The following is a 22,319-nucleotide window of genomic DNA, read 5'->3' as shown; positions in this document are numbered from 1 at the left end:
ACACGAAAGACGGCCGGGCGGGTACGTAGGTCTGCATGACACCTGAGCGACCCGACCCGGCAGTGCCCACGGCCACCTACCGGCTGCAACTGCAGCCCGAGTTCCCGTTCGCGGCGGCGGCGTCGGCCGCGCCCTACCTGGCGTCGCTCGGCGTCTCGCACCTGCATCTGTCCCCCGTCCTGGAGTCCGTGCCGGGTTCGACGCACGGCTACGACGTCGTGGACCACGCGCGCGTACGGGACGAACTGGGCGGCGAGGACGGCCTGCGGGCCCTCGCGCGCATCGCGCGGGAGCACGGTCTCGGTCTGGTGGTGGACATCGTGCCGAACCACATGGCCATGGCCCCGCGCCACAACCACGCCCTGTGGGAGGTGCTCCGGGAGGGCCCCAAGTCGCCGTACGCGCGCTGGTTCGACATCGACTGGGAGGCGCAGGGCGGGCAGCTGCTGCTGCCGGTGCTGGGCGGTCCGGTCGGCGCGGAGATCGACCACCTGGAGGTCGACGGCGACGTCCTGCGCTACTACGACCACGTCTTCCCGCTGCGTGCGGGCACCGCGGAACTGCCGCTGCCTCAGCTCCTGGACGCGCAGTGGTACCGCCCCGTGTGGTGGCGGCTGGCCCGTACCGAGCTCAACTACCGGCGCTTCTTCAGCATCTCGGAGCTGATCGGGGTGCGTGTCGAGGACCCGGAGGTCTTCGACGCCACCCACGCGAAGATGCTGCAACTGCTCGACGAGGGTGTCGTCGACGGACTGCGCGTCGACCACCCCGACGGTCTCGCCGACCCCGACGACTACCTCCGGCGGCTGCACGAGGCGACCGGGGGCCGCTGGACGGTCGTGGAGAAGATCCTTGCGGACGGGGAGCCCCTGCCGGCGTCCTGGCCCGTCGCGGGCACCACCGGCTACGACGCCCTCCGTCAGATCGACGGGCTGTTCACGGACCCGGCGGGCGCCGGTGAACTCCTGGGCCAGTACCGGAGGTTCGCGGCCCCGCAGACCGACCGGGGCGGCCACTGGGAGGCGACGGTACGGCGGGCGGCGTACAAGGTGCTCACGCACGAGCTGGTCGCCGAGATGGACCGGCTGACCCGGGTCGCGGCCCGGCTGTGCGCCACGTCCCCGGAGCCCGCGTTGCGCGACCGGGCCCCTTGGGCGCTGCGGACCGCGCTGCTGGAACTCCTGGTCCGCCTGGAGGTGTACCGGCCGTACACCTCGGGCGACACCGCCGCCGTCGTCACCGAGGAGGCGGCGGCCGAGGCCCGGCAGGCGTTCGTCGTCCCGGAGGAGGCGGGCGCCGTCGACGTCGTACGGGAGCTGCTGCTGGGGCGGTACGGGGACGGGCCCGAGCAGGTGGAGTTCCGGACGCGGTTCGCGCAGACGGCGTCCGCGCTGCGGGCCAAGTCCGTGGAGGACACGGCGTTCTACCGCTATGTGCCGCTGCTGTCGGCGACCGAGGTGGGCGGGAACCCGGGGAGTCCGGCCGTGTCCCCGGAGGACTTCCACGCGTATTGCGCGCGCGTGCAGCGCGACTGGCCCGCGATGGGCACCGTGCTGTCGACCCACGACACCAAGCGCAGCGCCGACGTACGGGCCGCGCTGGCCGTGCTCACCGAGGTGCCGGAGCGCTGGGCCGACGTGCTGGCCGAGGTGACCCGTACCGGCGAGGGCGTTCCGGACGCGCAACTGGCGTGGGCGGCCTGGCAGACGGTGTTCGGGCTCGGCCCGGCGGACACGGGGCGGGTTCAGGAGGCGCTGCTGAAGCATGTGCGCGAGGCGGGCCTGTACACGAGCTGGACGGAGCAGGAGCCGCCGTACGAGGAAGCGGTGGCGGCGTTCGTCGCGGCGGGCCCCTGCGGGGCTCCCGGCGAGCACGTGGCCGCGTTGCGCACGGCACTGGAGCCGCACATCCGGGCGAACATGCTCGGCGCCGCCCTGGTCCAGCTGACGATGCCGGGCGTCCCGGACCTCTACCAGGGCACGGAGGCCGAGTACCTGGCCCTGGTCGACCCCGACAACCGGCGTCCTGTGCCGTTCCCGCCCCCGCACCCCGGCGACAAGGGCGCGCTGACGGCCGCCGCGCTGCGGCTGCGCGCCCGGCGCCCCGAGGCCTTCGGAGACGCGGCGACGTACACCCCGCTGACCGCGGAGGGCCCGGCCGCGGCGCACTGTGTGGCGTTCGCGCGCTCGGGGAGTGCGGTCACGGCGGTGACCCGGCTGTCGGCGCGACTCGCGGAGGCGGGCGGCTGGCGCGACACGGTGCTGGCGCTGCCGCCGGGGCGGTGGGTCGATGTGCTGGCTCCGGAGCGGGAGTTCACGGGCCACGCACGCGTGGAGGACGTTTTCGGTCGGTTGCCGGTGGCGCTGCTGGAACTCGCGGGCTAGGTGCGCACGGTGAGGGTCCGGGGCGAACGGCGGACCAGGTCGTCGGGCACGTGCCGGGCGCCCGGTGCGCGGCGCAGGCCCGGCAGGGCGGCCAGGAGTGCTCGCAGGCCGTGTTCGGCCGTGAGGCGGGCGAGCAGGGCGTCGGGGGCGAGTGGTCCGGGGTCGGGGCGGAACGCGTCGTAACGGTCGGGGTCGGCGAAGCGTTCCGGATCGCGGCCCGCGGCGCCGAGGAGGCAGGCGACGGTGGCTCCGGCGGGGATCGCGCCGATGGGTTCGACGGCCCGGCGCAGCACGATGTGCAGCGGCGGATCGCGGCGCAGGGACTCCGCCCAGGCGCCCGCCGTGAGCTCGGGGCGGGCGCGCAGCACCTCCAACTGGCCCGGGTGGTCGAGGAGGTTGGCGAGGAACGAGGCGAGCGCCCGCGCGGTGGTCCCGCCCGCCGCGCCGAGCAGGGCGCCCACCAGCTTCGTGACGGTCTCGTCGGTCCGCGCGGTGCACAGGACCGACAGCAGATCGCCGCCCGGGTGTGCGCGACGCCGGGCGATCAACGGCCTCAAAAAAGCGCCCAGTTCGGGACGGCCGCCCCCGGGACGGCCGCCCCCGGGACGGCCGAGTCCCGTGCGGCACCAGCGGTGCACGCGCGCGGTCTCCTCGTACGGCAGGCCGAGCGCGGCCACGGCTGTGGCGGTGGGCAGCCAGTCGCAGAACTCGGCCACCAGGTCGGCCTCTTCACGGGCGGCCAGCCGGTGGGCTAGGACATGGGCGCCGCGTTCGACGGCGGCGGTCAGAGCGGCCAGTGCGGGTCCGCGCAGCGCCCGGTCGAGGAGCCGACCCGCTTCGGCCGGCCCATCACCGGGCAGGGCGACGAGTCGCGGGTCGGCCAGCGCCGCGCGGACATCGTCGTAGCGGCTGACGAGCCAGGCGCCGAAGGGCTCGTCGTACACCAGGGGGTAGTGCGTACGGAGGGTGCGGTAGAGCGGGTACGGGTCGCGTACGGCCGTCCGCAGGCTCGGTGGGCCCGGTGGCCGGGCCGGGGTGCCCGCGGTCCGCGTGACGAGCACGTCCGTGAGACACAGCACCGCCGTCCGCTCCCGTGGTCGTCGCTCCGCCCCGCGCCGTGGAAGAGACGCGCGGCCGGTCGTCCGCGCCATGGCACACGCGGATGGTCCCAGCCGAACACCGCACCGCGCGGGGCGCAGCCCTCGTACGGCCGTACGGGTGAAGCGGAAAGTCGGCGGTCCTACGGCGTACATGGTCCCGCCGCACGCCGTAGGACCGTCCCTGCCACCGGCTCGCACCCGCGTGCGGACCCGGGGCGCGGGCCGGGCGGCGGGCGTGCGGTGGCATGCCCGGACGTCGGTGTTCTCGATGCGGGGGTACGCGCGTGTGCCCGCAGGGGACGTCACCGGATGTGAGCGCCGACGCCCATGGCACCCCTCGGGGACCTCCGGCCCCCTGCTGGCACCAACGCCCCTACCGGCTGCCGGTAAATGCGCCTGGGCGCCCCCGGTAGCCTCCCCCGCGGTCTTCTTGACACTTCTCAAAGCCCGTGAAGTACTGCGGTTGCGAAGCCGGAGCTGACTAGTCGGGGGTGAGTCTCCTGCCGGAGTTGCGATACCCCAGTGTGACCGAACTGGTCTCGTCCGTCAGGGCGTTGGCCGCGCATCGGCCGGGTCTGTGCACCCTGAGGCAGGTGGGCGCCTCCCGCGCGGGCAGGCCGATTCAGCTGCTGTCCGTGGGGCACGCCCAGCGCGCCGTCCTGGTGGTCGCCGGTGCCCATGCCAACGAGCCGACCGGCGGCTCCACACTCCTCGCCCTGGCCGAACGGGTCGTACGGGACAGGGAGTTGAGGTCGGACACGGCCTGGCACTTTCTGCTCTGCGCGGACCCGGACGGGGCGAGTCTGCATGTCACGCCGGCGCCGCGCAGTCTGTTCGACTACCACTTGGGGTTCTACCGTCCGGCCGGGCCCGAGCAGCCGGAGTGGTCGCCCTCCGTGCTGCCGCCCGACCGGTTGCCGCCCGAGACGCGCGCCCTGATCCGGGTGATCGACGAGGTGCGGCCCTACCTCCAGGTGACCCTGCACGGGACCGATCTGGGCGGCAGCTGGGTGCAGTTGACGAAGGACGTACCGGGGCTGGCCGAGCCGTTCGCCAAGTCGGCGGCGGAGCTGCACATCCCGGTGGAGACGGGCCCCTCGGACGCGGCGGGCTGGCCCGCTTCGGGGCCCGGGGTGCATGTGATGCCGGCGCCCGGTTCGGACCTGGCGTACCCGAGCATGCCGGACGACGCCCGGCACAGCACCTGGTACCACGCGCACCGCTACGGCGGTCTGACCGCTGTCGTGGAGGTGCCGATGTGGGCCAGCGACCTGGTGGACGACCCGGCACCGCATCCCGCCCCGGCGGCGGCGATACGGCGGCTGGCGCGCCGGCTGCTGCGCGACGGCCGGGAGGTGGAGTGGGTGCTCGCCGACGCGCTGCCGCGCCTCCAGGGCGTGGACGGGCCGCTGCTGCGGGCCGCGAAGTGGGCCCTGGAGCTGGTGCCGGGCCTGGCCGCGGACTGGATGCACACCCGGCCCGCCGACACGACGATGGCGTACGTCGGCAGCGTGGACGCGTTCGGGCGCCGGCTGCCGTTGCGGGCCGCGGCGATGCTGCTGCGGGTCCTGCGGGAGAGGGACGACCGCACGGCACCCATGCTCGAACACCTCGTGGCCTCCTGGAGCGACGCCTTCGCGGAACGCTTCCGGGCCCGCTGGGTGCCCCTGGAGCACCAGGTCGAGCATCAGTCCCGCACGGTCGTGGCGGCGGCGCTGTACGCGCGCGGGCAGGCGGGCGGCTTCGGAGACGTCCCCCGCGCGCGTGCCCAGCGCTCGGCCTGACCGAGCCCGCGTCCCTCAGGTGTCCAGCGCGAAGACCTGTCCTGTCCGTGCCGCCAGGACGCACCCGTTCGAGAAGGTCCTCGTGTAGTCGACCTGGCGGCCCTTCCACTCCCCGCGCGCGTGGGCAGTCACCGGGGCGTAGATCATCGGGCAGAACACGCTCGTGAGCGGGACGGCGTCGATGTCACCGCCCGCCGCGCCCAGTTCGGCACAGGCCTCGGCCGCGTGGGCGTGCCCCTGGGGCGGGTCGCACAGGAGCAGGGTCCCACGCGTGTCACTGGACCGGCTGTCGCCCCGGGTGACGGTGAGGTAGAGCCAGTCGCCCCGGAGGGCGTGTCGGGGCGCGGCCGCCTGGGCCGGTGCCTGACCGGCGGCGAGGAGCACGAGCGCCGCGAGGAGGGCACCGTGAAGCGCGGCCGCTTTCACGATGCGCGTCTTCGGGGTGCGGGTTTTCGAGGTGCGGTTCTTCGGGGTGTTCGGCTTGAAGGTGGTGTACGTCATTCCTGGTGCATCGGCACCGCGGGCTCCGTACCCCAGCCCGGCTCACCCGAACGGGAGCGCACGGGCGCGTGCCGCCGGGCCAGTTCGAACGCGCTGAGCACCACGCGCGACTGGTACTCGACCTGGCGCGCGACCGAGATCCAGCGGGCCCCGCAGCCGTCGCGGTAGTCGGCGCACCACTCGTCGATCAGCCGGTCCAACTCCGGCAGCACACCGGCCGGATCGTGCCCGGAGGCGATCACGAGCTGGTACAGCAGCCCCGCCGTCCGCAGCGCCAACCGGCGTCCCGCGATCCGCAGGGCGGCCAGGTGGGCGGTGTTGAGCGGTGGCAGTGGGCGGGCGGCACCGGTGTCGACATCGGGATCCCACGCGTCGGCGAGCCCGGGGATCACCAGTAAATAGTCGTCGACCGGGGCGAGCAGCCGTGCCGCGTCGGGCACGACAAGGGTCCGCGGGCGCGTGTCGGCGGTGTCCCGCGCGGGCGCGCCGACCGGCTCGGCGGCGGGCCGCGGCCAGGCGTCCCGCAGCCCGACGCCCGTCCCCTCCTGCGTGGCGCCTTGTACGAACGGCCGTATCCGCGCGAGGAGTTGTTCCAGGATGCGGCTGTCGTGGCGCAGGGTGTGGCTCACGGTGCGCAGGAACGCGTCGGCGTCGGCGGGCGGCGCGGCGTTCTCGACGCCGGTCACGCCCCACATCGGCGCCTCGACGACCGCGGTGACCGTGCCGTGGCGGTGCGGGTGGTACCAGGTCGACTCGACGGCGGCCTCGGTGATGGCCGCGGCGAGGTCGCCGGGGCGTGGTGGCGGGATGCGGTAGACGGCGGGGCCGAGTCTCGGCCAGTACAGGGTGTCGTAGGGCCCGAGTTCGCGAGGGATGCGGAGGCGGGCCGCGGCGTGGGCGACGCGGCGGGCGAGGCCCGGGAGGTCGCGGGTCAGTTCCACGAAGCCGCCGCCCACGTCGACGCCGTGCAGGGAGCACTGGAGGAACGGGCGGAGTTCGTCCTGGACCTCCAACAGGGCGCGCGTCTCCGGGAGTCGGGCACCTGCCGCGCCGTCCGGCAGCCACTCGGGCTGTTCCAGGAAGCCGGGCCGGAAGAAGTTCCGGAAGTACCGGCCGAGGCTGTACGGGCCGGGCAGCCAGCCCTCGTTGCGGCGCGAGCCGTCGGGGTCCAGGCACAGCAGCAGGTTCCAGGTGGCGTCGGCGCCCTCGCTCAACCGAGGGTCGGCCAGGACCCGTTCGGCCAGCCGCAGCACCGTCGCGCCGCCCACGGGCTCGTTGGCGTGCGGTCCGGCGACCACGAGGGCCTGACGGCTGCCGTGGCCCACGGAGAGCAGCCACAGGGGCGTACCGGCTCGGGAGGTCCCGACGCGGCGCAGTCGGGCGTCCTGGGGGCGGCGGGCGACGAGTGCGGCGGCCTGGGCGGCCAGCTCGTCCACGGACGGGTAGCGGAGGAGTGGCGGCAGGGCACACCTCCACAAATGTGGTGCCGTCGGTTCACCTGATGTGCATGGTGTACGCACAGTCAGTCACGGCGTGAGGGGTACGTCAACACCGCCGTACGGAAAGGGATTTGACCCGCTCCCCTGATCGCCACATCGGGTAATGCCCAGGCCAGAGGTGAGGTGGGGCTGTGTTCGGGCCGTGGGTGAGATTGTGTTCGGGCTCAGGTGACGGCGAGCCGGAACGTCATCCGGCCGAAGCCGATCTGGTCGCCCTCGCGGACGACGGCCGCCCCGATCACGCGTCGGCCGTTGACCGTCGTGCCGTTGGTCGAACCGAGGTCGCGCAGCACCCACATGCCGCCCTGGCGGCTGAGTTCGGCGTGCACCCGGGACACCGTCTCGTGCGTCAGGCGCAGCCCGTTGGCGGGGTCGCGGCCGATGCGCAGCGGATGTCCGTTGCCCGGGTGGGGCAGCAGCAGCTTGGGGAGCCGCTCGGCCTGCCAGGCCCTCCGGAGTCGCACGGTGAAGCCGGAGACGGACTCCACGGTGCCGAACAGCAGCCTGGAGAGGCGGCTTTCGGTGGGCAGGTCGGCGGTGAGCGGCACGAGGTCCTCGGACCGGCGGGCGGCGAGCGCCAGCTCCATGCGCCGGATGAACGTGTCGTGGGACAACCGCCCCATGGCGACGCCGTCATGGAGAACCTTGAGCGCCTTGTCGCGCTCCGCGTCGGAGATCCGCGCGGGGAACGTGTGGAACTCGAAGGACGACGTCACGTTCGTGATTGTCGGGCAGTGAACCCCGGGTGTCCAGAAGACGCGGAAACGGCCCGCACGCGCGCGAAGATGACGACACCTGCGCCAAAGGGGTCGATTCAAAAGCGGATTGATCTCGTTTGAAGCACGATGGACGGGCTACATCCCGGTGAGCAGACGAAGGGGAACCGTCCGTGCAGTTCGAGGTGTGGGCACCAGAGGCAGACCGCGTGACGCTCCATTGCGAGGGCGCCACGCGCGCGTTGGAGCGCGATCCCGAGCGCGTGGGGTGGTGGAGCGGCGAGGCGGAAGCGGAGGACGGCACGCGGTACGGGTTCGCGGTGGACGACGGCCCGCCGCTGCCCGACCCGCGCTCGCGCCGGCAGCCGGACGGCCCGGACGGGCTGAGCGCGGTCGTCGACCACGAGCGCTACGCGTGGCGTGCCGCCGGATGGCCGGGGCGCCCGCTGCCGGGCGCGGTGCTCTACGAGCTGCACATCGGCACGTACACGCCCGAGGGCACCCTGGACGCGGCGGCCGACCGGCTCGGCCATCTCGTCGAACTGGGCGTCACGCACGTCGAGTTGATGCCCCTGTGCCCGTTCCCCGGCCGGCACGGCTGGGGCTACGAGGGCGTCTCCCTGTGGGCCGTGCACGAGCCCTACGGCGGCCCCGAGGGACTCAAGCGGTTCGTGGACCGCGCCCACGAACTGGGCCTGGGCGTCGTGCTCGACGTGGTGCACAACCACCTTGGCCCGTCCGGGAATTACCTCCCCGCGTTCGGCCCCTACTTCACGGACACGCACCAGACCCCTTGGGGCAGCGCCGTCAACCTGGACGCACCCGGCTCGGACGAGGTGCGCGCGTTCCTCCTGGGCAGCGCGCTGGCGTGGCTGCGCGAGTACCGGATCGACGGGCTGCGTCTTGACGCGGTGCACGCGTTGCAGGACACGCGCGCGTGCCACTTCCTGGAGGAACTGTCCGCCGCCGTCGACACGTTGGCCGCCGAGACGAGCCGGCCACTGTTCCTGGTCGCCGAGTCCGATCTGAACGACCCGCGTGTGGTGACCTCCCGCGCGGAGGGCGGACTCGGGCTGCACGCGCAGTGGAACGACGACTTCCACCACGCCCTGCACACCGCGCTGACCGGTGAATCGCAGGGCTACTACGGGGACTTCGCACGGGCACCGCTCACGGCGATCGCCAAGACGCTCACCGACGGCTACTTCCACGACGGCACCTATTCGAGCTTCCGGGACCGTCATCACGGCCGCCGCCTGGACCGCACGCGCGTGGCCGCGCACCGGCTGCTCGGCTACAGCCAGACCCACGACCAGATCGGCAACCGCGCCCAGGGGGACCGCCTTTCGGCGTCCCTCTCCCCCGGGCTGCTGGCCTGCGCCGCCGCGCTGACCCTGACCGGGCCCTTCACTCCGATGCTGTTCATGGGCGAGGAGTGGGCGGCGGGCACGCCCTGGCAGTTCTTCACCGACCACACCGACCCGGACCTCGCGGATGCCGTACGGCGGGGCAGGCGGCGGGAGTTCGCGGCGCACGGCTGGGCCGAGGAGGACGTACCCGACCCGCAGGACCCGGCGACCCGCGACCGCTCCTGCCTCGACTGGTCCGAGCCGCGGAACGAGCCCCACGCGCGTGTGCTGGCCTGGTACCGGCGACTCATCGCCCTCCGCCACGAACAGCCCGACCTCACCGATCCCGACCTCACCGACACGAAGGTGGCCTACGACGAGGACGCCCGTTGGCTCGCCCTGCGCCGCGGCGACGTACGCGTCGCCGTGAACCTCGGCAAGGAACCGGCCGCGATCCCCCTGGGCACGCGCCCGGTGGAGATCCTGGCCGCGTGGGAGCCGGTGGAGGCGCCGGGGGCGGACGGGTTGCTGCGGCTGCCCGGGGAATCGTGCGTGGTGCTGACGCAGGCGTAAACGCTTGCGCGAGCGTTTACGTGCTACAACTCCCCCTCGCCGTCGCGCAGTTCGGTCACCCGTTCCAGCAGGATCGCCTCCCAGGCACGCCGTAGCTGGGTCCTGAGGAGCGGGACGGGCCCGGTGTCCCGATCCTTGAGCTGGTCGGCGAGGCGGACGACGGTGTCGCAGCGGGCGAGCCAGAGGCCGCGCAGGCAGGGGCGGGCGCCGTAACCGGCGAGGGTCGCGGCGCGTACGGCGGCGGGGGAACCGACGGCCAGGGCGAGCCCGGCGATGTCCTCGGCGGGGTCGCCGAGGGTCGCGTCGGTCCAGCCCAGGACGCCACGTACCCGGCCGTCGCTGCTCACCACGAGGTGCTCGCCGTTGAGGTCGTGGTGGACGAGGACCGCGGTGCCGGGCTGGGCGGCGAGCTGGATCGCGCCGGGCTGGGTGAGCTGGAGCAGGCGCGCGGCGTCGAACTCGTCGGCTGCGGCGAGCCGTTCGGCGGCCTGTTCGGCGGCGCGGCGCAGCGCCTCCAGGGAGCGCGGTGCGGTGCGCGGGATCCCGAGCGACTCGGCCTGCCGGGCGGGCACCTCGCGCAGCCCGGTGAGCAGCCCCGCCAGATCGGCCTCACCGACGGCGGAGACGTCCTGGTCCTCGCCGGAGCGGCCGGGGACCTTGGTGTCGAACGTGTAGGTGAGCCCGGGCGCCCACTCGCCGTGCGCCACGCCGGTCGGAACCGCGACGGGGAGATACGGCCGTACGAGTTCGCGCAGGCGCAGTTCGCGGCGTTGGCACACGGTGGCCGCGCGGTTCGGGGCGAGGCGGAGCACATGGCGGGAGCCGACCCACCAGGTGGCGTGCTCGCCGTCCTCGGCGACGGGCCTGATCTCGGGTCCGGCACCGTCGGCCGTACCGTCCTTGAGCAGGGAACGGACCAGCTGGCGGACGGTGTCCGCGGTGGGTGTCGGTGCCTGGGTCATGGTCGCGCCGTCGCCGTTCGGGGTGTCGGGGGCTCCTGGTCGCCGTCAGTCCACGAGAGCCATCTCGCGGGCCGTGTTGTTGAGCCGGCGCCCGCCGTCCTGGGTGACCGTGACGATGTCCTCGATGCGTACCCCGAAGCGGCCGGGCAGATAGATGCCGGGCTCCACGGAGAAGCACATCCCGGGCACGAGGGGCTGTTCCTCGCCCTCGATCATGTACGGCGGCTCGTGCGTGGTGACGCCGATGCCGTGACCGGTGCGGTGGATGAAGTAGGGGCCGTATCCGGCGTCGTCGATGACCGCGCGGGCGGCGCGGTCGACCTCCTGGCAGGCGACGCCGGGGCGCACCGCGCGGAAACCGGCCTCCTGGGCCTCGCGGACGAGGTCGTGGACGCGCTGTTCCTCGTCGCCGGGTTCGCCGACGTGGACCGTGCGCGAGGTGTCGGAGCCGTAGCCGTCCTTGAGACCGCCGAAGTCGAGAACGATCATGTCGCCCTGCTGGATGACGCGGTCGCCGACCTCGTGGTGCGGGTTGGCTCCGTTCGGGCCCGAGGCGACGATCGTGAAGTCGACCTGGGAGTGCCCGAACTGCCGTAGCAGATCGGCGAGATCGGCGCCGACGTCGGACTCGCGGCGGCCGGCGAAGGGAACCTTCCGGATCTCCTCGTACGTTGCGTCAGCGGCCGCTCCGGCGGCCGCCATGAGGTCCAGTTCGGCCGCGTCCTTCACCGCGCGCAGCATCGGCAGTGCGTCGGTGAGGGAGGCGTAGGTGGTGTCGGGCAGCGCCTTCTGGAGTCCGAGCAGGTGCATGGACCAGGCGTTGTCGCTGATGCCGAAGCGGCCGGTCGCGTCGAGCAGGGCGGCGGTGGCGGCGTAGGGGTCCTTGCCGTCGGTCCAGTCGCGCAGGGTGAGGGCGTCGGCTCCGGGTGCCTTGGCCGCGTCGGGGGCCTCCAGGGTGGGCACGACGAGGACCGGGGAGCGGCCGGGGGCCAGGACGAGCACGGTGAGCCGTTCGGTGATCGCGGTGGGCGCGTAGCCGGTGAGCCACACCAGGTCCGGTCCCGGAGCCACCAGGAGCCCCGCGAGACCGGCGTCGGCGGCGGCCCGCGCGGCGCGCTCCATGCGGGCCCTGTAGTCGGCGGCGGTGAAGGGCGCGGGCGGGCTACCGGTCATTCAGGCCTCCGAGGACGGACGGAACGGGGCTACCGTCAGCATCCTGCCCGCACCCGGAGGGCCACGCGAGCCGATCGGCGGGACTTCCCCGGTCCCGGCATCGCGTCCGGGACCGTCCCGGCCGACGATCGGCGTCACGTCGTGGGCCGCCTCCGGGGTGACGCGCGACGCCGGGTCAGACGACGTACCCGGGGACCACTGTGAACTGCTGGAAGCCGCCGCTGTGGTGGCGCACCGTGACGGTGACCTCGTCCCCGGGGTGGGCACGCGCGACCGCGCGCGCGAGGTCGGCCGCCGAGTCGACGCGGGTGCCGCCGAACGTGAGCAGCACGTCACCGCGGATCAGACCGGCCGTGTAACCGGGGCCGGGCATGTGGACACCGACGATCAGGGCACCCGCCTTCTCGGCGTCCACGGCCTCCACGCCGAGCGTCGCGGCGGCGGACGTGGGCGAGGGCGACGGCGTCGGGCTCGCGGAGGACGCGGGCCGACCGCTGGGACGGGCCGTCGGCGCCGGTTGCGCGGCCGCCTGGCGCTGCATCTCGGCGAGTTTGCTCATGCCGATCACCGTGGCGCCCACCGTGCCGAGCCCGACCCCCGACAGGACCAGGACGGTCCCGACGAACAGGCCGAACAGCAGGGTCATGAGCCGTCGGCCGCGGCGCCGCGCGGCATGCGGGCGCCGGGTGGGGCCGGGCTTGGTGCCGCCGCCGGGTTCCTGACCGGGCATCGGCTTGGGACGCAACGCAGTCTGTTCCATGGATCGCCTCCGGCAGATGCTCTACCCGGCGCACCGGCGCGCGACGTGCCACGAACGAGTGAGACTGACCGAGGGTCAGGAGCGGGAAGCCGAGCGCGTCGCACGCGCGTGACGCCTCACTCCCGGTCCCGCTCCACCAGCCGCCCCACCAACCGCGCCGCCGCCCCTCGCGGCGCTCCCCCGTACACCAGTTCCGTACGGTGCACGACCCGTGGTTCGGTGAGCGGGACGGCCACCGCGCCCGGTACTCCGGTGGCCCACGAGCGGGGCAGCAGGGTCAGCCCGTGGCCCGCGGCGGCGAGGGCCGTGAGGACGCGGATGTCGGTGCCGTCGTAGCGGAGGGCCGGGCGGAAGGCACCGCCGCCGTTCGTCGCGCGGAGTCGCGCGAGGGGGACGCCCGCGTCGGGGGCGTCGAGCCAGCGGGCGGCGACGAGATCACCGAGGCGCAGCGCCTGGCGTCCGGCCAGGGGGTGGTCGTCGGGGAGCAGGACGCAGACGGGTTCCTCGGCGACGCCGTGAGTGGTCAGCGGGGCCACGTCGGGCAGCCGTAGCGGATCGTTGGGGGCCGCGATCCCGTCGACCAGGCCCAGGTCCGCGGTGCCGGTGGCGACCGCGACGGGCACCTCGTCCCGGGTGAGCACGCGCAGCGTCACTCCCGCGCGCGGGAGGGCGGCCAGGACGCGTGGCCCGAGTGCGGTCGGCGCGGCGGCGAGGGTCAGCCCGCGTTCGGGGGCGGCGGCCATCCGGACGACGTCCGCGCGGGCCGCGTCCAGGCGCAGCAGCAGCGGACCAGCGTGTTCGAGGAGCCGCTCGCCCGCAGAAGTGGGCGTGACGGGGCGGCGGTTGAGCAGCGGGGCGCCGAGGTCCTGTTCCAGGGCGGCGATGTGCTGGGACACCGCGGACTGGGTGTAGCCCAGCTCTCGCGCGGCCTCCGAGAAGGAGGCGAGCCGGGCCACGGTGACGTACGTACGCAGGAGATGCGGGTCCACGGAGGACAGCATCCCATCAGTTCTGCTTATCGAGCGTGCAGGAATCATCGTTGGACGTGAACACCGGGTCGCGCCCAGGATGAACGGCATGACGAACACCGCAGATCAGACCGCTCGCGCTGCCCGTATCGCGCTGGTCGGCGACCGCTCCCCCAACGTCGTCTCGCACTCCCGCCTCCCGCTCATCCTCGACGCCCTCGCCGAGCGCGACCGGCTCGTCCTCGACGCCTACTGGATCCCGTCCGAGGACGCCGAGGCGCCGGACGCGGTGCGCGGGTTCGACGCCGTGTGGGTGCTGCCGGGCAGTCCCTACCGCAGCGAGGCCGGCGTCCTGTCCGCGATCCGTACCGCGCGTGTGGAGGGCATTCCGTTCCTCGGTACCTGCGGCGGGTTCCAGCACGCGCTCCTCGAGTACGCCCGTGACGTGTGCGGCCTGACCCGGGTCGCGCACGCCGAGAACGACCCCGCCGCCGAGGACCTCCTGATCGAACCGCTGGCCTGCTCCCTCGTCGGCCACGAGGCCGCCGTCACGATCGAACCGGGCTCGCTCGCCGAGTCCGCGATCGGCTCGGAGCGCACGGTCGAGCGCTACTTCTGCTCCTACGGCCCGACCCGCCACCTCGACACCCTGAGCGCGCACGGCCTGCGCTTCTCCGGCCACGACGAGGACGGCCACGTCCGGATCGCCGAACTCCCCGGCCACCCCTTCTTCCTGGGCACCCTCTTCCAGCCGGAACTGGCCGGCGACGGCTCGCGCCCGCATCCGGTGGTCCGGGCGCTGGCGCGAGCCGCGGTCGCCCACGCGGGCCAGGTGGAGCACCAGCCCTCCTGACCCGTCGCGGGCTCTTCCGCTCAGCCGAACGGCAACGCCGGCACCAGGTCCGGCACGAAGCCGTGTGAACGCCTCGCCAGGTACGCGGACTTGTAGCGGTCGACCGCGCGGTGCCAGTTCAGGATGCCCGCCATCCAGTGCTGGAGGTCGGTCACATAGCCCTTCATGATCTCGCGCGCCTCGTCCGAGAGGTCGAAGTCGTCGTAGACGATGGGCAGTTCGTTCGCAGCGACGTGTTCGAACTGGCGCATGCGCTGGGTCATCAGGTCGTGGACGACGCCGAGTGCGGTCGGGTAGTCGATGCCGAAGAAGTTCTGCACGACGAGGATCGCGTTGTGGACCTCGCCCTCGTACTCGATCTCCTTCTGGTAGGAGAAGACGTCGTTGAGGAGGCAGGCGTAGTCGATGGCCGCGTTCTCCAGGGCGCGGACGGGGCCGGTGCGGTAGACCTCGGGCGGGACCTTCGGGCCGTGGCCCATGCGGCACATGCTGAGGGTGAGGTCGGAGCCGAAGGTGGCGCGGCGCATCTCCAGGTAGTCGACCGGGTCGGGGACGCGGTGCTGGATCTGGTTGGACAGCTCCCAGACCCAGCTCTCGGTCATCGTGTTGATCGCGGTCTTCAGGGTGCGCCGGTCGCCCAGGGGCATCTCGGCGGTCGTGAGGGCCCACAGGTCGATGAGCCCACGCTCCATGCCGTTGACCGGGACGATGACCGCCGGTCCCTCGATGGGCATGCAGTCCGAGAGGCGGGCCGTGGTGACGCGGGCGGCAGCGAGGTCGCCGCGGATGCCGTAGACGAGGGGGTAGTAGTCGTCGCCGTAGGTCCCCCAGGCGAGCCAGCGGGAGCTGAGGTCGAGGGCCGCTTCGGTGGCGTCCGGGTCGATGCCGGCGGAGCAGAGCGGGAGGTCGGCGGCGGCGAGTTTCTCCTCGTCCCAGACGCCCTCCTCCAACATGCCCACCGCGTGCATCCAGTCGACGAGGCGAATGCGGGCGCCGTCCAGGTGCGGGCTCAGTTCGACCTCGAACGGCATGTAGAAGTCGGGGAGTTGGGAGGGGCCGACCTTCTGGAAGGGCACGTGCGTGTAGGCGCGCAGCCGCTCGGCGCCGGCCGCGGCGAGCAGGGCGCCGATGTCGGCGGCGGAGGTGCCGATGCCGGTCGGGCCGTTCAACGGCGAGTTGTCGAGGGCGCCTTCGTTCATGTAGCGGCTGGAGCGCAGGTGCCATTCGTGGCCGCCGGACTGCCAGTCCTGGAGGCCCTGGGCGTAGGCGGCGACGGCCCTGACCTCGTCCGGGGTGAGACCTTTCTCCAGGGCGACGGCGGGCACTTCGGTGAACGCGGTGTGCTCGAACTGGTGGAGTCGCGAGGTCAGTACGTCGTTGACGGTGTCGGCGGCCTCCTGGGTGGTGCAGCCGAAGAAGGTCTCCAGGACGAGCACGCCGTTGCTCAACTCGCCCTCGTCCTCGACCTCCCGCTGGTAGGAGAAGAGGTCGTTGCGCAGGTGGACGCCGTCGGAGAAGGTCTCCATGAGCACCCGCAGGGGCCTCGACTCGGCGACGGCCGCGGGCACTTCGGCGGTCGCGTACTCGACGAGACCCGCCGACCAGGGCGCTCCGCCCACCTTGCGGCGCATCTCGATGTACTCGACGGGGTTGGCGACCCGCCCCTCGTTGATGTTGGACAGCTCCCACAGGGACTCGTTGAGCAGGTGCTCGGTGGAGACGGCGAAGCGGCGGCGCCAGTCGATGGACATCGAGGGCACCGTGCGCGCCCACAGGTCGGCGAGCCCCGCCTCGACCGGGTTCTCCGGCTCCGGTACGGGAGTTGAGAGGTCGAGCGGCATGAACAGTGGCAGCCGGTCCAGGTAGGCCTTGCCGCCGGCGCGGTCCTGGCTGCGTTTGAAGGTCTCCAGGAAGTGGTCGTCGAAGAAGAACACCCACACGTACCAGTCGGTGATCAGCGACAGCGCGGGCCCGTCGCAGTCGGGGTGGGTGTAGGCGCAGAGCAGGCCGTAGTCGTGCGCGTCGAGGTCGGCCTGCTCCCAGATCCCGGAGCCCTCCAGCATGCCCATCTCGCGTGCCCACACGGAGGAGTGGGCGCGGGCCTCGTCCAGATGCGGGTTGAGGCGCGCGGGATACGGCATGTAGAAGTGCGGGAGTTCGAACGGCTGGGTCATGGCCGGGCCCTACCCGCGGCCCTCAACGGCCATCCCGGGCAGGGGACATGATCACACCATCGCGTGAATCAGGAGTGAACCCATGAGTTTCGCCCGCATCTTGTGACGCTCGCTTCTACGCGCGCAGACTGCGGGGGCCCGCCCTTCGGGCGGACGACGGGACTTTGCGGACACGACCTAGGCCTGGGCGCGGCCCGGCGTGCGCACCACCCTGCCCACTCGGGTGCGCAGGGCCACGAACTCCGGCAGTCCCCGGGTGCCGATCTGGTCGCGGGGGCAAGGGAGTTCGACCGGGAGATCCAGAGCCACCTTCGCTCCGGGCCCGGGCGTCAGGACGACGACACGGTCGCCCACGTAAACGCTTTCGTCGATGTCGTGGGTGACGAAGACGATCGTCGTGCGGTCCGTGCGGTGCACCTCCAGGAGGAGGTCCTCCAGGTCCTCGCGGGTCTGGGCGTCGAGGGAGCCGAAGGGTTCGTCCATCAGCAGCAGGGAGGGGCGGCAGACCAACGCGCGGGCGATGGCCACGCGTTGCTGCATGCCGCCGGAGAGCTGCCCGGGGTGGCGGCGGGCGGCGCCGGTCAGACCGACGCGGTCCAGGATGCGGTCCGCCTCGGCACGCCGCTCGGCCCGGCGCAGACCCTGGCGGCGCAGCGGCAGCGCCACGTTGTCGCGGACGGTGAGCCAGGGCAGCAGCGAGCGGCCGTAGTCCTGGAAGACCACGGCGAGGCGGTCGGGTACGCCGGTGACCGGTGTGTCGTCGATCGTGATCGTGCCCTCGTGCGCGGGCAGCAGTCCGGCGACGGTGCGCAGCAGGGTGGACTTGCCGCAGCCCGACGGGCCCACCACGCACAGGAGTTGACCGTCCGGCACGGTGAGGCTGAGGTCGTGCAGGACGGGCTGGTCGCCGTAGTGCCGGCTCAGGGAGTCGAGGCGGAGCATCGGGGTCGGTCACCTGGCCCAGGGTTCGGTGTAGAGCGCGCCCTGGCTCGCGGCGACCCGGAGGTGCAGCAGGTGCGGGCCGTCGTCGTCGGGCAAGTGGAGGGTGCGGCCGAGGACTTCGGGGAGTACGGCGGGGTCGTCGACGTAGGTCGCCGGGCAGCCGAAGGACCGGGCCAGGGCGACGAAGTCGACGCCCTCGATGTCGGTGCCGGGGACCGGGGCGATGCCGATACGGCGGCCCAGGGCGCGGACGGCCGCGTAGCCGCCGTTGTCGAGGACGACGTAGGTGACCGGCGCCCGGTGTCGGGCCGCGGTCCACAGGGCCTGCACCGAGTAGAGCGCGGATCCGTCCCCGAGCACGCAGACCAGTCGGCGCCGGTCGGCGAGCGCGCGGCCGACCGCGAGGGGCAGGCCCCAGCCGAGGGCCCCGCTGCCCGTGGTGAGGAAGCCGCCGGAGGTGTCGACGGGCACGCGCGCGTGGAGGGCGTCCCGGTGGCTGGGGGCTTCCTCGACGAGGACGCGGTCGCGGGGCAGCCGGGTGCGGAGGTGGTCGAGGACCAGTTCGGCGGTGAGGCCCGAGCCGGGTTCCGGCGGTGCGGGTGCCGGGCGGGGCGGGGGCGGTTCGCGGTCCGATTGCCCGAGCAGCGCGGTGAGTTGGGCGAGGGCGGGCTTGAGGGTGGTGACGATGCTGGTACCGGTCGGCAGCCAGGCCGCCTGTGCGGGGTCGCAGTCCAGGTGGTGGAGTTCGGTGCCGGGGTGCAGGAGCGGTCCGCCGTCGTCGAAGTGGTAGGTGAACACGGGCGCGCCGAGGGCGACGACGACGTCGTACGGCCGTAGCCGCGCGGCCAGTTGGCCGGCGACCGGCGGCAGGAAACCCTGGAAGAGGGCGTGCGACTCGGGGAAGCCGGAGCGGCCGGAGAGGGGGCTGATCCAGACGCCCGCGCGGGTGCGTTCGGCCAGGGCGCGGACCTCGGGGAGGGCTTCCTCGTCGTCGACGCCGGGGCCGACGACCAGGGCGGGGCGGGCGCAGGCGTCCAGTCGGGCCGCGAGGGCGGTCAGGGCGTGCGGGGCGGCGGTGAAGCCGGCGTGCACGGTGCGCGGCAGGACAGGGACGGCGGGCTGGTCCCAGTCGTCCTCGGGGACGGAGACGAACACCGGTCCGCGCGGGGGTGTCATCGCGATGCGGTGGGCCTCGGCGAGGACGGCGGGCACGTCGGCGGCGCGTTCGGGCTGGTGGGCGAACTTGACGTAGGGGCGCGGGAATTCGGCCGGCCGGTCGGCGCCGAGGAACGGACGCAGTTGGAGCAGCGAGCGTGCCTGCTGGCCCGCCAGGATCACCAGGGGGACGCGGTCGCGGTGGGCGTTGAAGACGGCGCCGAGCGCGTGGCCGACGCCGCCGGCCGAGTGCAGGCTGACGAATGCGGCGTGGCGGGTGCCGAGCGCGTGGCCCGCGGCCATGGCGACGGCGGTGGACTCCTGGAGGCCGAGGACGTAGGTGAAGTCCTCGGGCCAGTCGCGGAACATACGCAGTTCGGTGGAGCCCGGGTTGCCGAAGACCGTGGTCATCCCGGTGTCGCGGAGGAACTGGACGACGGCGTCCAGGACGGTGCCCTTCATATGGACCTTCCCTTGCGGCTTTCTGTACGGCTTCCTTTGCCGCTGCTTTTGCGGCTTCCTTTGGGGCTTCCTTTGGGGCCTTCTTCGGGGCTTCTCCTGCCGGTGAGTCGCTTCTCGATCGCCAGCAGGCCGGTGTTGAGCAGGTACCCCAGGGCGCCGAGCAGGACCAGCACCGCCCATACGGTCAGCAGGTCGGAGCGCGACTGGGCGTCGGTGAGCGCGAAGCCGATGCCGTTCGCGGTGCCCGGCAGCAGCTCGGAGAAGACCATGAGAATGAGGCAGAGCGAGAGGCTGAGCCGCAGGCCCGCGAAGATGCGGGGCAGCGCGGACGGCAGCAGCAGGAACCACAGGCGTTCGACCGCGTTCAGCCGCAGTACGGCGGCGACATCGAGCCGGAGCGGGTCGGTGTCGCGGGCGCCCTCCGCGGTGTTGATCAGCACCGGCCAGACGGCGCTGAAAACGATCGACGCTAGCTGCATCGGCGTACCGAAGTCGAACACGACGACGAACACGGGCACGAGCGTGGGCGGCGGCAGGGCCCGCGCGAACTGGAGCACCGGGTCGCACAGGGCGTAGGCCCGGGGCGAGCGCCCGACCAGGATGCCGAGGCCGACCCCCACGACCGCGGCGAGCACGAACCCCGCGGCCATCCGCCCGAGGCTGGGCAGGATGGTGTCGACGGCCGCCCGGGTGAGGAACGCGTGTCCGACGGGGCCCGAGAACCACAGGCCGTAGGCATGGCGCGCGATGCGGGCGGGGGTCGGGAAGTAGACACTGCCGTGCGCACGGGCGCCCAACTGCCAGGCGGTCAGGGCGAGTACGAGGACCAGCCGGCGCAGGAGAGCACCGCGGGCGAGGTGTGCGGTACGGGCCGCCGTCTCGCCGACCAGGTGAGCGGTTCGGGCCGCCGCGCCATGGTCCGCGGGGCGGCGCGACTCGTGGGTCGGCGACCCGTTCACGTCCGTGCCCCGCTCACGTCGGCGCCTCGCCGTCGGCTGCCTCGTCGCTGCCGCGTTCCTCCGGACGACCGGTGGCGCCGCCCGGCGGTGCGGCACCAGGTCCGTGCGTCCCGGCGCGGTCCGGCCCACCCCGGCGCCCCGCAGCGGACCCGGTCGGCCCCGACCCGCCAAAGCCGCCTCGCCGTGCGCCGCCGTGCCCGTCGCGTCGCGCACCGCTCCCGCCAGGCCGCCGCCTCGACGTCCCGCGTGCGGCCCCCGGCGTTCCCCGGGCCCCCGCTCTCCAGGGAAACGCCCTTCGCTCCCCCCACACCAGCACCCCGTTGATCACCAGCCCCAGCGCCCCCGCCCACACCACCCCCGCCAACACGTCCCGCGTGCCGTCCGTGGCCAGTTGGGCCTGGGCGATGAAGATGCCGAGGCCCTGGCCGAAGCCGGAGAGGAGTTCGGTGGCCGTCGCGAGGACGAGGGCCGTGGCGGCCGAGATGCGCAGGCCGGCGGCGATGAAGGGGGCCGTGGCGGGGAGTTCGACGCGCCAGAGGATCGACAGGCGGCCGAAGCCGAAGGTGCGCAGGGTGTCCTTGGCGAGGGGGTCGGTCTCGCCCAGGCCGTAGACGGTGTTGAAGAGGATGGGCCAGATCGAGGCGTAGGTGATCAGCGTGACCTCGGTCTCGGTGCCGGTGCCGAGGAGGAGGGAGACGAGGGGGATCAGGGCGACGGACGGAAGCGGGCGCAGGAATTCGATCACCGCGCGGACCGCGTCGTCGACCACCGGCACGCTGCCCAGCAACAGACCCAGGGGAATCGCGATGGCGGCGGCGAGGGCGAGCCCGAGGGCCCACGCCCGCAGAGTGACCGCCACTTGGTCCAGGAAGTCACGGTCGCCCGCCAACTCGACCGCCCGGGCCAGGACTTCGGACGCCGGTGGCAGATAGCTCCGTCGTACGATGCCTGCCCTGCCGACCGCCTCGCAGGCGCCGAAGGCCAGCAGTGTGCCGAGGGCGCCCAGGGTGAGTTCCTGGCGGCGGTTCACTTGACGAGGAGCGTGGCCGGGTCGATCGGTTTCTTCAACAGCCCGCGTTTCCGCATGAGTTCGGTGAGCCGGCGCAGTTGGGCGGCGTCGGTGGTGGCCGGGTAGGCGGGCAGGTTGATGGTCTTGGCCTGGTTCTCGGTCACCTTGGTGTACTTGGGGAGTTCGGCGCGTACGACCGAGGGGTCCTGCGCCGCGATCTTCGACGCCGCCTCGATCGCCCGCTTGAACGCTGCCGCGGTCTTGGCGTGTTTCTCGGCGAAGTCGCTCGTCGTGACGTAGCCGCTGATCGGCAGGGTCCGGACGGGCGCCGACCCGCCGTCCAGCAGTACCCGCGTCTTCAACTCGCCCTGGATCGCGCTGTCGAAGGGCTCGACCGCGTGGACGGCGTCGACCTGGCCCTTCTCCAGGGCGGGGCCCATCTGCGGGAAGGCGATCTGCCGGTAGACGGGGTGTCCGGCGCCCTGCTGGTCGAGTATCGCGTCGAGGGTGAGTGACTGGATGTTGTTGAGGATGTTGACGGCGACCGTCCTGCCCTTGAGGTCGGCGGCGGTCTTGATGGGCGAGTCCTTCGGGACCAGGACGTCCATCATGTGCGGTGCCGTGCGGACGCCCTCGGCGAGGATGCGGAGGTCGAGGGTGCCCTTCTCGTCGGCCTGGAGGAAGGTGACGTAGTTCGCGCTCGCGATCACGTCGACCTGCCCCTTGGACAGGGCGGGCAGGGCCTGGATGCTCTGCTGGACGGGCTGGATGGTGACGTCCAGTCCCTCCTTCACGAACAGTCCGCGGTCCCGGGCGATGTAGAGCGCCGCCGCGTCCGTGAGCGGCAACGCGGCCACGGTGACCTTCTGCCGCCCGTCGCCGGAGGAGCCGGAGTCCCCACCGCCGCCGCAGGCGACGAGCACGAGCGCAAGCACGGTCGCGCCCGCCGCCAACCTCCCTGTTCCCACTTGTAATGGACGTGAAGTCGTCATGCGA

At 73.0% G+C, this 22,319-nt stretch carries 18 protein-coding genes; 4 read left to right on the top strand and 14 right to left on the bottom strand.

The genetic code is table 11. The features are described from left to right. The first annotated feature begins 35 nt into the window (after nucleotides 1-35). On the top strand, nucleotides 36-2,384 hold the full coding sequence (treY, locus tag OG588_RS38790; protein WP_405951298.1) for a malto-oligosyltrehalose synthase: 2,349 nt from the start codon (nucleotides 36-38) through the stop codon (nucleotides 2,382-2,384). On the opposite strand, the gene OG588_RS38785 is transcribed toward treY, so the two are convergent. Then, the gene (locus OG588_RS38785) at nucleotides 2,381-3,463 is read right to left on the bottom strand and encodes a cytochrome P450 (RefSeq protein WP_405951297.1); all 1,083 of its coding nucleotides are present in this window, start codon (nucleotides 3,461-3,463) and stop codon (nucleotides 2,381-2,383) included. The genes treY and OG588_RS38785 overlap by 4 nt on opposite strands. A gap of 512 nt (nucleotides 3,464-3,975) precedes the next feature. Here OG588_RS38785 and OG588_RS38780 point away from each other — a divergent pair. Next, nucleotides 3,976-5,268: a M14 family zinc carboxypeptidase gene (locus OG588_RS38780; RefSeq protein ID WP_405951296.1), complete on the top strand. Its 1,293-nt coding sequence runs from the start codon at nucleotides 3,976-3,978 to the stop codon at nucleotides 5,266-5,268. Nucleotides 5,269-5,283: 15 nt separating this feature from the next. Here the strand turns inward: OG588_RS38780 and OG588_RS38775 are convergent, their stop codons facing one another. From OG588_RS38775 to OG588_RS38765, 3 genes are all read right to left on the bottom strand, one after another. Further along, a complete protein-coding gene (locus OG588_RS38775) occupies nucleotides 5,284-5,769 on the bottom strand; it encodes an SSI family serine proteinase inhibitor (protein WP_405951295.1) in 486 nt (161 codons plus the stop codon). Then, entirely contained in the window at nucleotides 5,766-7,247 is a 1,482-nt protein-coding gene (locus OG588_RS38770) for a M14 family zinc carboxypeptidase (RefSeq protein WP_405951294.1), read from the bottom strand. Before OG588_RS38770 ends, OG588_RS38775 begins: the two co-directional genes overlap by 4 nt. A 185-nt stretch (nucleotides 7,248-7,432) precedes the next feature. Further along, on the bottom strand, nucleotides 7,433-7,984 hold the full coding sequence (locus OG588_RS38765; RefSeq protein ID WP_405951293.1) for an FHA domain-containing protein: 552 nt from the start codon (nucleotides 7,982-7,984) through the stop codon (nucleotides 7,433-7,435). Nucleotides 7,985-8,157: 173 nt separating this feature from the next. Between OG588_RS38765 and treZ the strand changes: the two genes are divergently transcribed. Then, complete coding sequence (treZ, locus tag OG588_RS38760; RefSeq protein ID WP_405951292.1) at nucleotides 8,158-9,906, top strand: malto-oligosyltrehalose trehalohydrolase; 1,749 nt, start codon at nucleotides 8,158-8,160, stop codon at nucleotides 9,904-9,906. A gap of 23 nt (nucleotides 9,907-9,929) precedes the next feature. Here treZ and OG588_RS38755 read toward each other — a convergent pair whose 3' ends face one another. From OG588_RS38755 to OG588_RS38740, 4 genes are all read right to left on the bottom strand, one after another. After that, nucleotides 9,930-10,868 carry an aminoglycoside phosphotransferase family protein gene (locus tag OG588_RS38755; protein ID WP_405951291.1) on the bottom strand — a complete coding sequence of 313 codons (939 nt, stop codon included), beginning with the start codon at nucleotides 10,866-10,868 and terminating at the stop codon, nucleotides 9,930-9,932. A gap of 45 nt (nucleotides 10,869-10,913) precedes the next feature. Further along, nucleotides 10,914-12,041 (bottom strand): aminopeptidase P family protein, encoded by a 1,128-nt coding sequence (locus tag OG588_RS38750; RefSeq protein ID WP_405951290.1) that lies wholly within the window; start codon nucleotides 12,039-12,041, stop codon nucleotides 10,914-10,916. Nucleotides 12,042-12,216: 175 nt separating this feature from the next. Beyond that, nucleotides 12,217-12,801, bottom strand: a complete 585-nt coding sequence (locus OG588_RS38745) for a PDZ domain-containing protein (RefSeq protein ID WP_405951289.1) — start codon at nucleotides 12,799-12,801, stop codon at nucleotides 12,217-12,219. Nucleotides 12,802-12,917: 116 nt separating this feature from the next. After that, on the bottom strand, nucleotides 12,918-13,790 hold the full coding sequence (locus OG588_RS38740) for a LysR family transcriptional regulator (RefSeq protein WP_405951288.1): 873 nt from the start codon (nucleotides 13,788-13,790) through the stop codon (nucleotides 12,918-12,920). A gap of 88 nt (nucleotides 13,791-13,878) precedes the next feature. Between OG588_RS38740 and OG588_RS38735 the strand changes: the two genes are divergently transcribed. Continuing rightward, nucleotides 13,879-14,622 (top strand): glutamine amidotransferase-related protein, encoded by a 744-nt coding sequence (locus tag OG588_RS38735; RefSeq protein WP_405951287.1) that lies wholly within the window; start codon nucleotides 13,879-13,881, stop codon nucleotides 14,620-14,622. A gap of 20 nt (nucleotides 14,623-14,642) precedes the next feature. Here the strand turns inward: OG588_RS38735 and cyc2 are convergent, their stop codons facing one another. From cyc2 to OG588_RS38705, 6 genes are all read right to left on the bottom strand, one after another. Further along, nucleotides 14,643-16,796, bottom strand: coding sequence for a germacradienol/geosmin synthase Cyc2 (gene cyc2 / locus OG588_RS38730; protein ID WP_405951286.1), 2,154 nt, complete (start codon nucleotides 16,794-16,796; stop codon nucleotides 14,643-14,645). Between the two features lie 177 nt (nucleotides 16,797-16,973). Next, a complete protein-coding gene (locus OG588_RS38725; RefSeq protein WP_405951285.1) occupies nucleotides 16,974-17,738 on the bottom strand; it encodes an ABC transporter ATP-binding protein in 765 nt (254 codons plus the stop codon). Between the two features lie 9 nt (nucleotides 17,739-17,747). Further along, a complete protein-coding gene (mdlC, locus tag OG588_RS38720; RefSeq protein ID WP_405951284.1) occupies nucleotides 17,748-19,355 on the bottom strand; it encodes a benzoylformate decarboxylase in 1,608 nt (535 codons plus the stop codon). Further along, on the bottom strand, nucleotides 19,352-20,314 hold the full coding sequence (locus OG588_RS38715) for an ABC transporter permease (RefSeq protein ID WP_405951283.1): 963 nt from the start codon (nucleotides 20,312-20,314) through the stop codon (nucleotides 19,352-19,354). Before OG588_RS38715 ends, mdlC begins: the two co-directional genes overlap by 4 nt. Nucleotides 20,315-20,327: 13 nt before the next feature. Then, nucleotides 20,328-21,344, bottom strand: a complete 1,017-nt coding sequence (locus OG588_RS38710) for an ABC transporter permease (protein WP_405951282.1) — start codon at nucleotides 21,342-21,344, stop codon at nucleotides 20,328-20,330. After that, entirely contained in the window at nucleotides 21,341-22,258 is a 918-nt protein-coding gene (locus OG588_RS38705) for an ABC transporter substrate-binding protein (protein ID WP_405951281.1), read from the bottom strand. The genes OG588_RS38710 and OG588_RS38705 overlap by 4 nt, the downstream gene beginning before the upstream one ends. Between the last annotated feature and the right edge of the window lie 61 nt (nucleotides 22,259-22,319).

It is taken from the genome of Streptomyces prunicolor (assembly GCF_045162825.1).
GTDB lineage: Bacteria > Actinomycetota > Actinomycetes > Streptomycetales > Streptomycetaceae > Streptomyces > Streptomyces prunicolor.
This window is presented reverse-complemented; position numbering and strand designations above follow the sequence as displayed.

What these genes read in the sequence shown, in the direction of transcription:
- mdlC (WP_405951284.1), bottom strand. Translation starts at nt 19,355, where the DNA reads ATGAAGGGCACCGTCCTGGACGCCGTCGTCCAGTTCCTCCGCGACACC.
- OG588_RS38745 (WP_405951289.1), bottom strand. Translation starts at nt 12,801, where the DNA reads ATGGAACAGACTGCGTTGCGTCCCAAGCCGATGCCCGGTCAGGAACCC.
- OG588_RS38755 (WP_405951291.1), bottom strand. Translation starts at nt 10,868, where the DNA reads ATGACCCAGGCACCGACACCCACCGCGGACACCGTCCGCCAGCTGGTC.
- OG588_RS38735 (WP_405951287.1), top strand. Translation starts at nt 13,879, where the DNA reads ATGACGAACACCGCAGATCAGACCGCTCGCGCTGCCCGTATCGCGCTG.
- OG588_RS38775 (WP_405951295.1), bottom strand. Translation starts at nt 5,769, where the DNA reads ATGACGTACACCACCTTCAAGCCGAACACCCCGAAGAACCGCACCTCG.
- OG588_RS38725 (WP_405951285.1), bottom strand. Translation starts at nt 17,738, where the DNA reads ATGCTCCGCCTCGACTCCCTGAGCCGGCACTACGGCGACCAGCCCGTC.
- cyc2 (WP_405951286.1), bottom strand. Translation starts at nt 16,796, where the DNA reads ATGACCCAGCCGTTCGAACTCCCGCACTTCTACATGCCGTATCCCGCG.
- treY (WP_405951298.1), top strand. Translation starts at nt 36, where the DNA reads ATGACACCTGAGCGACCCGACCCGGCAGTGCCCACGGCCACCTACCGG.
- OG588_RS38750 (WP_405951290.1), bottom strand. Translation starts at nt 12,041, where the DNA reads ATGACCGGTAGCCCGCCCGCGCCCTTCACCGCCGCCGACTACAGGGCC.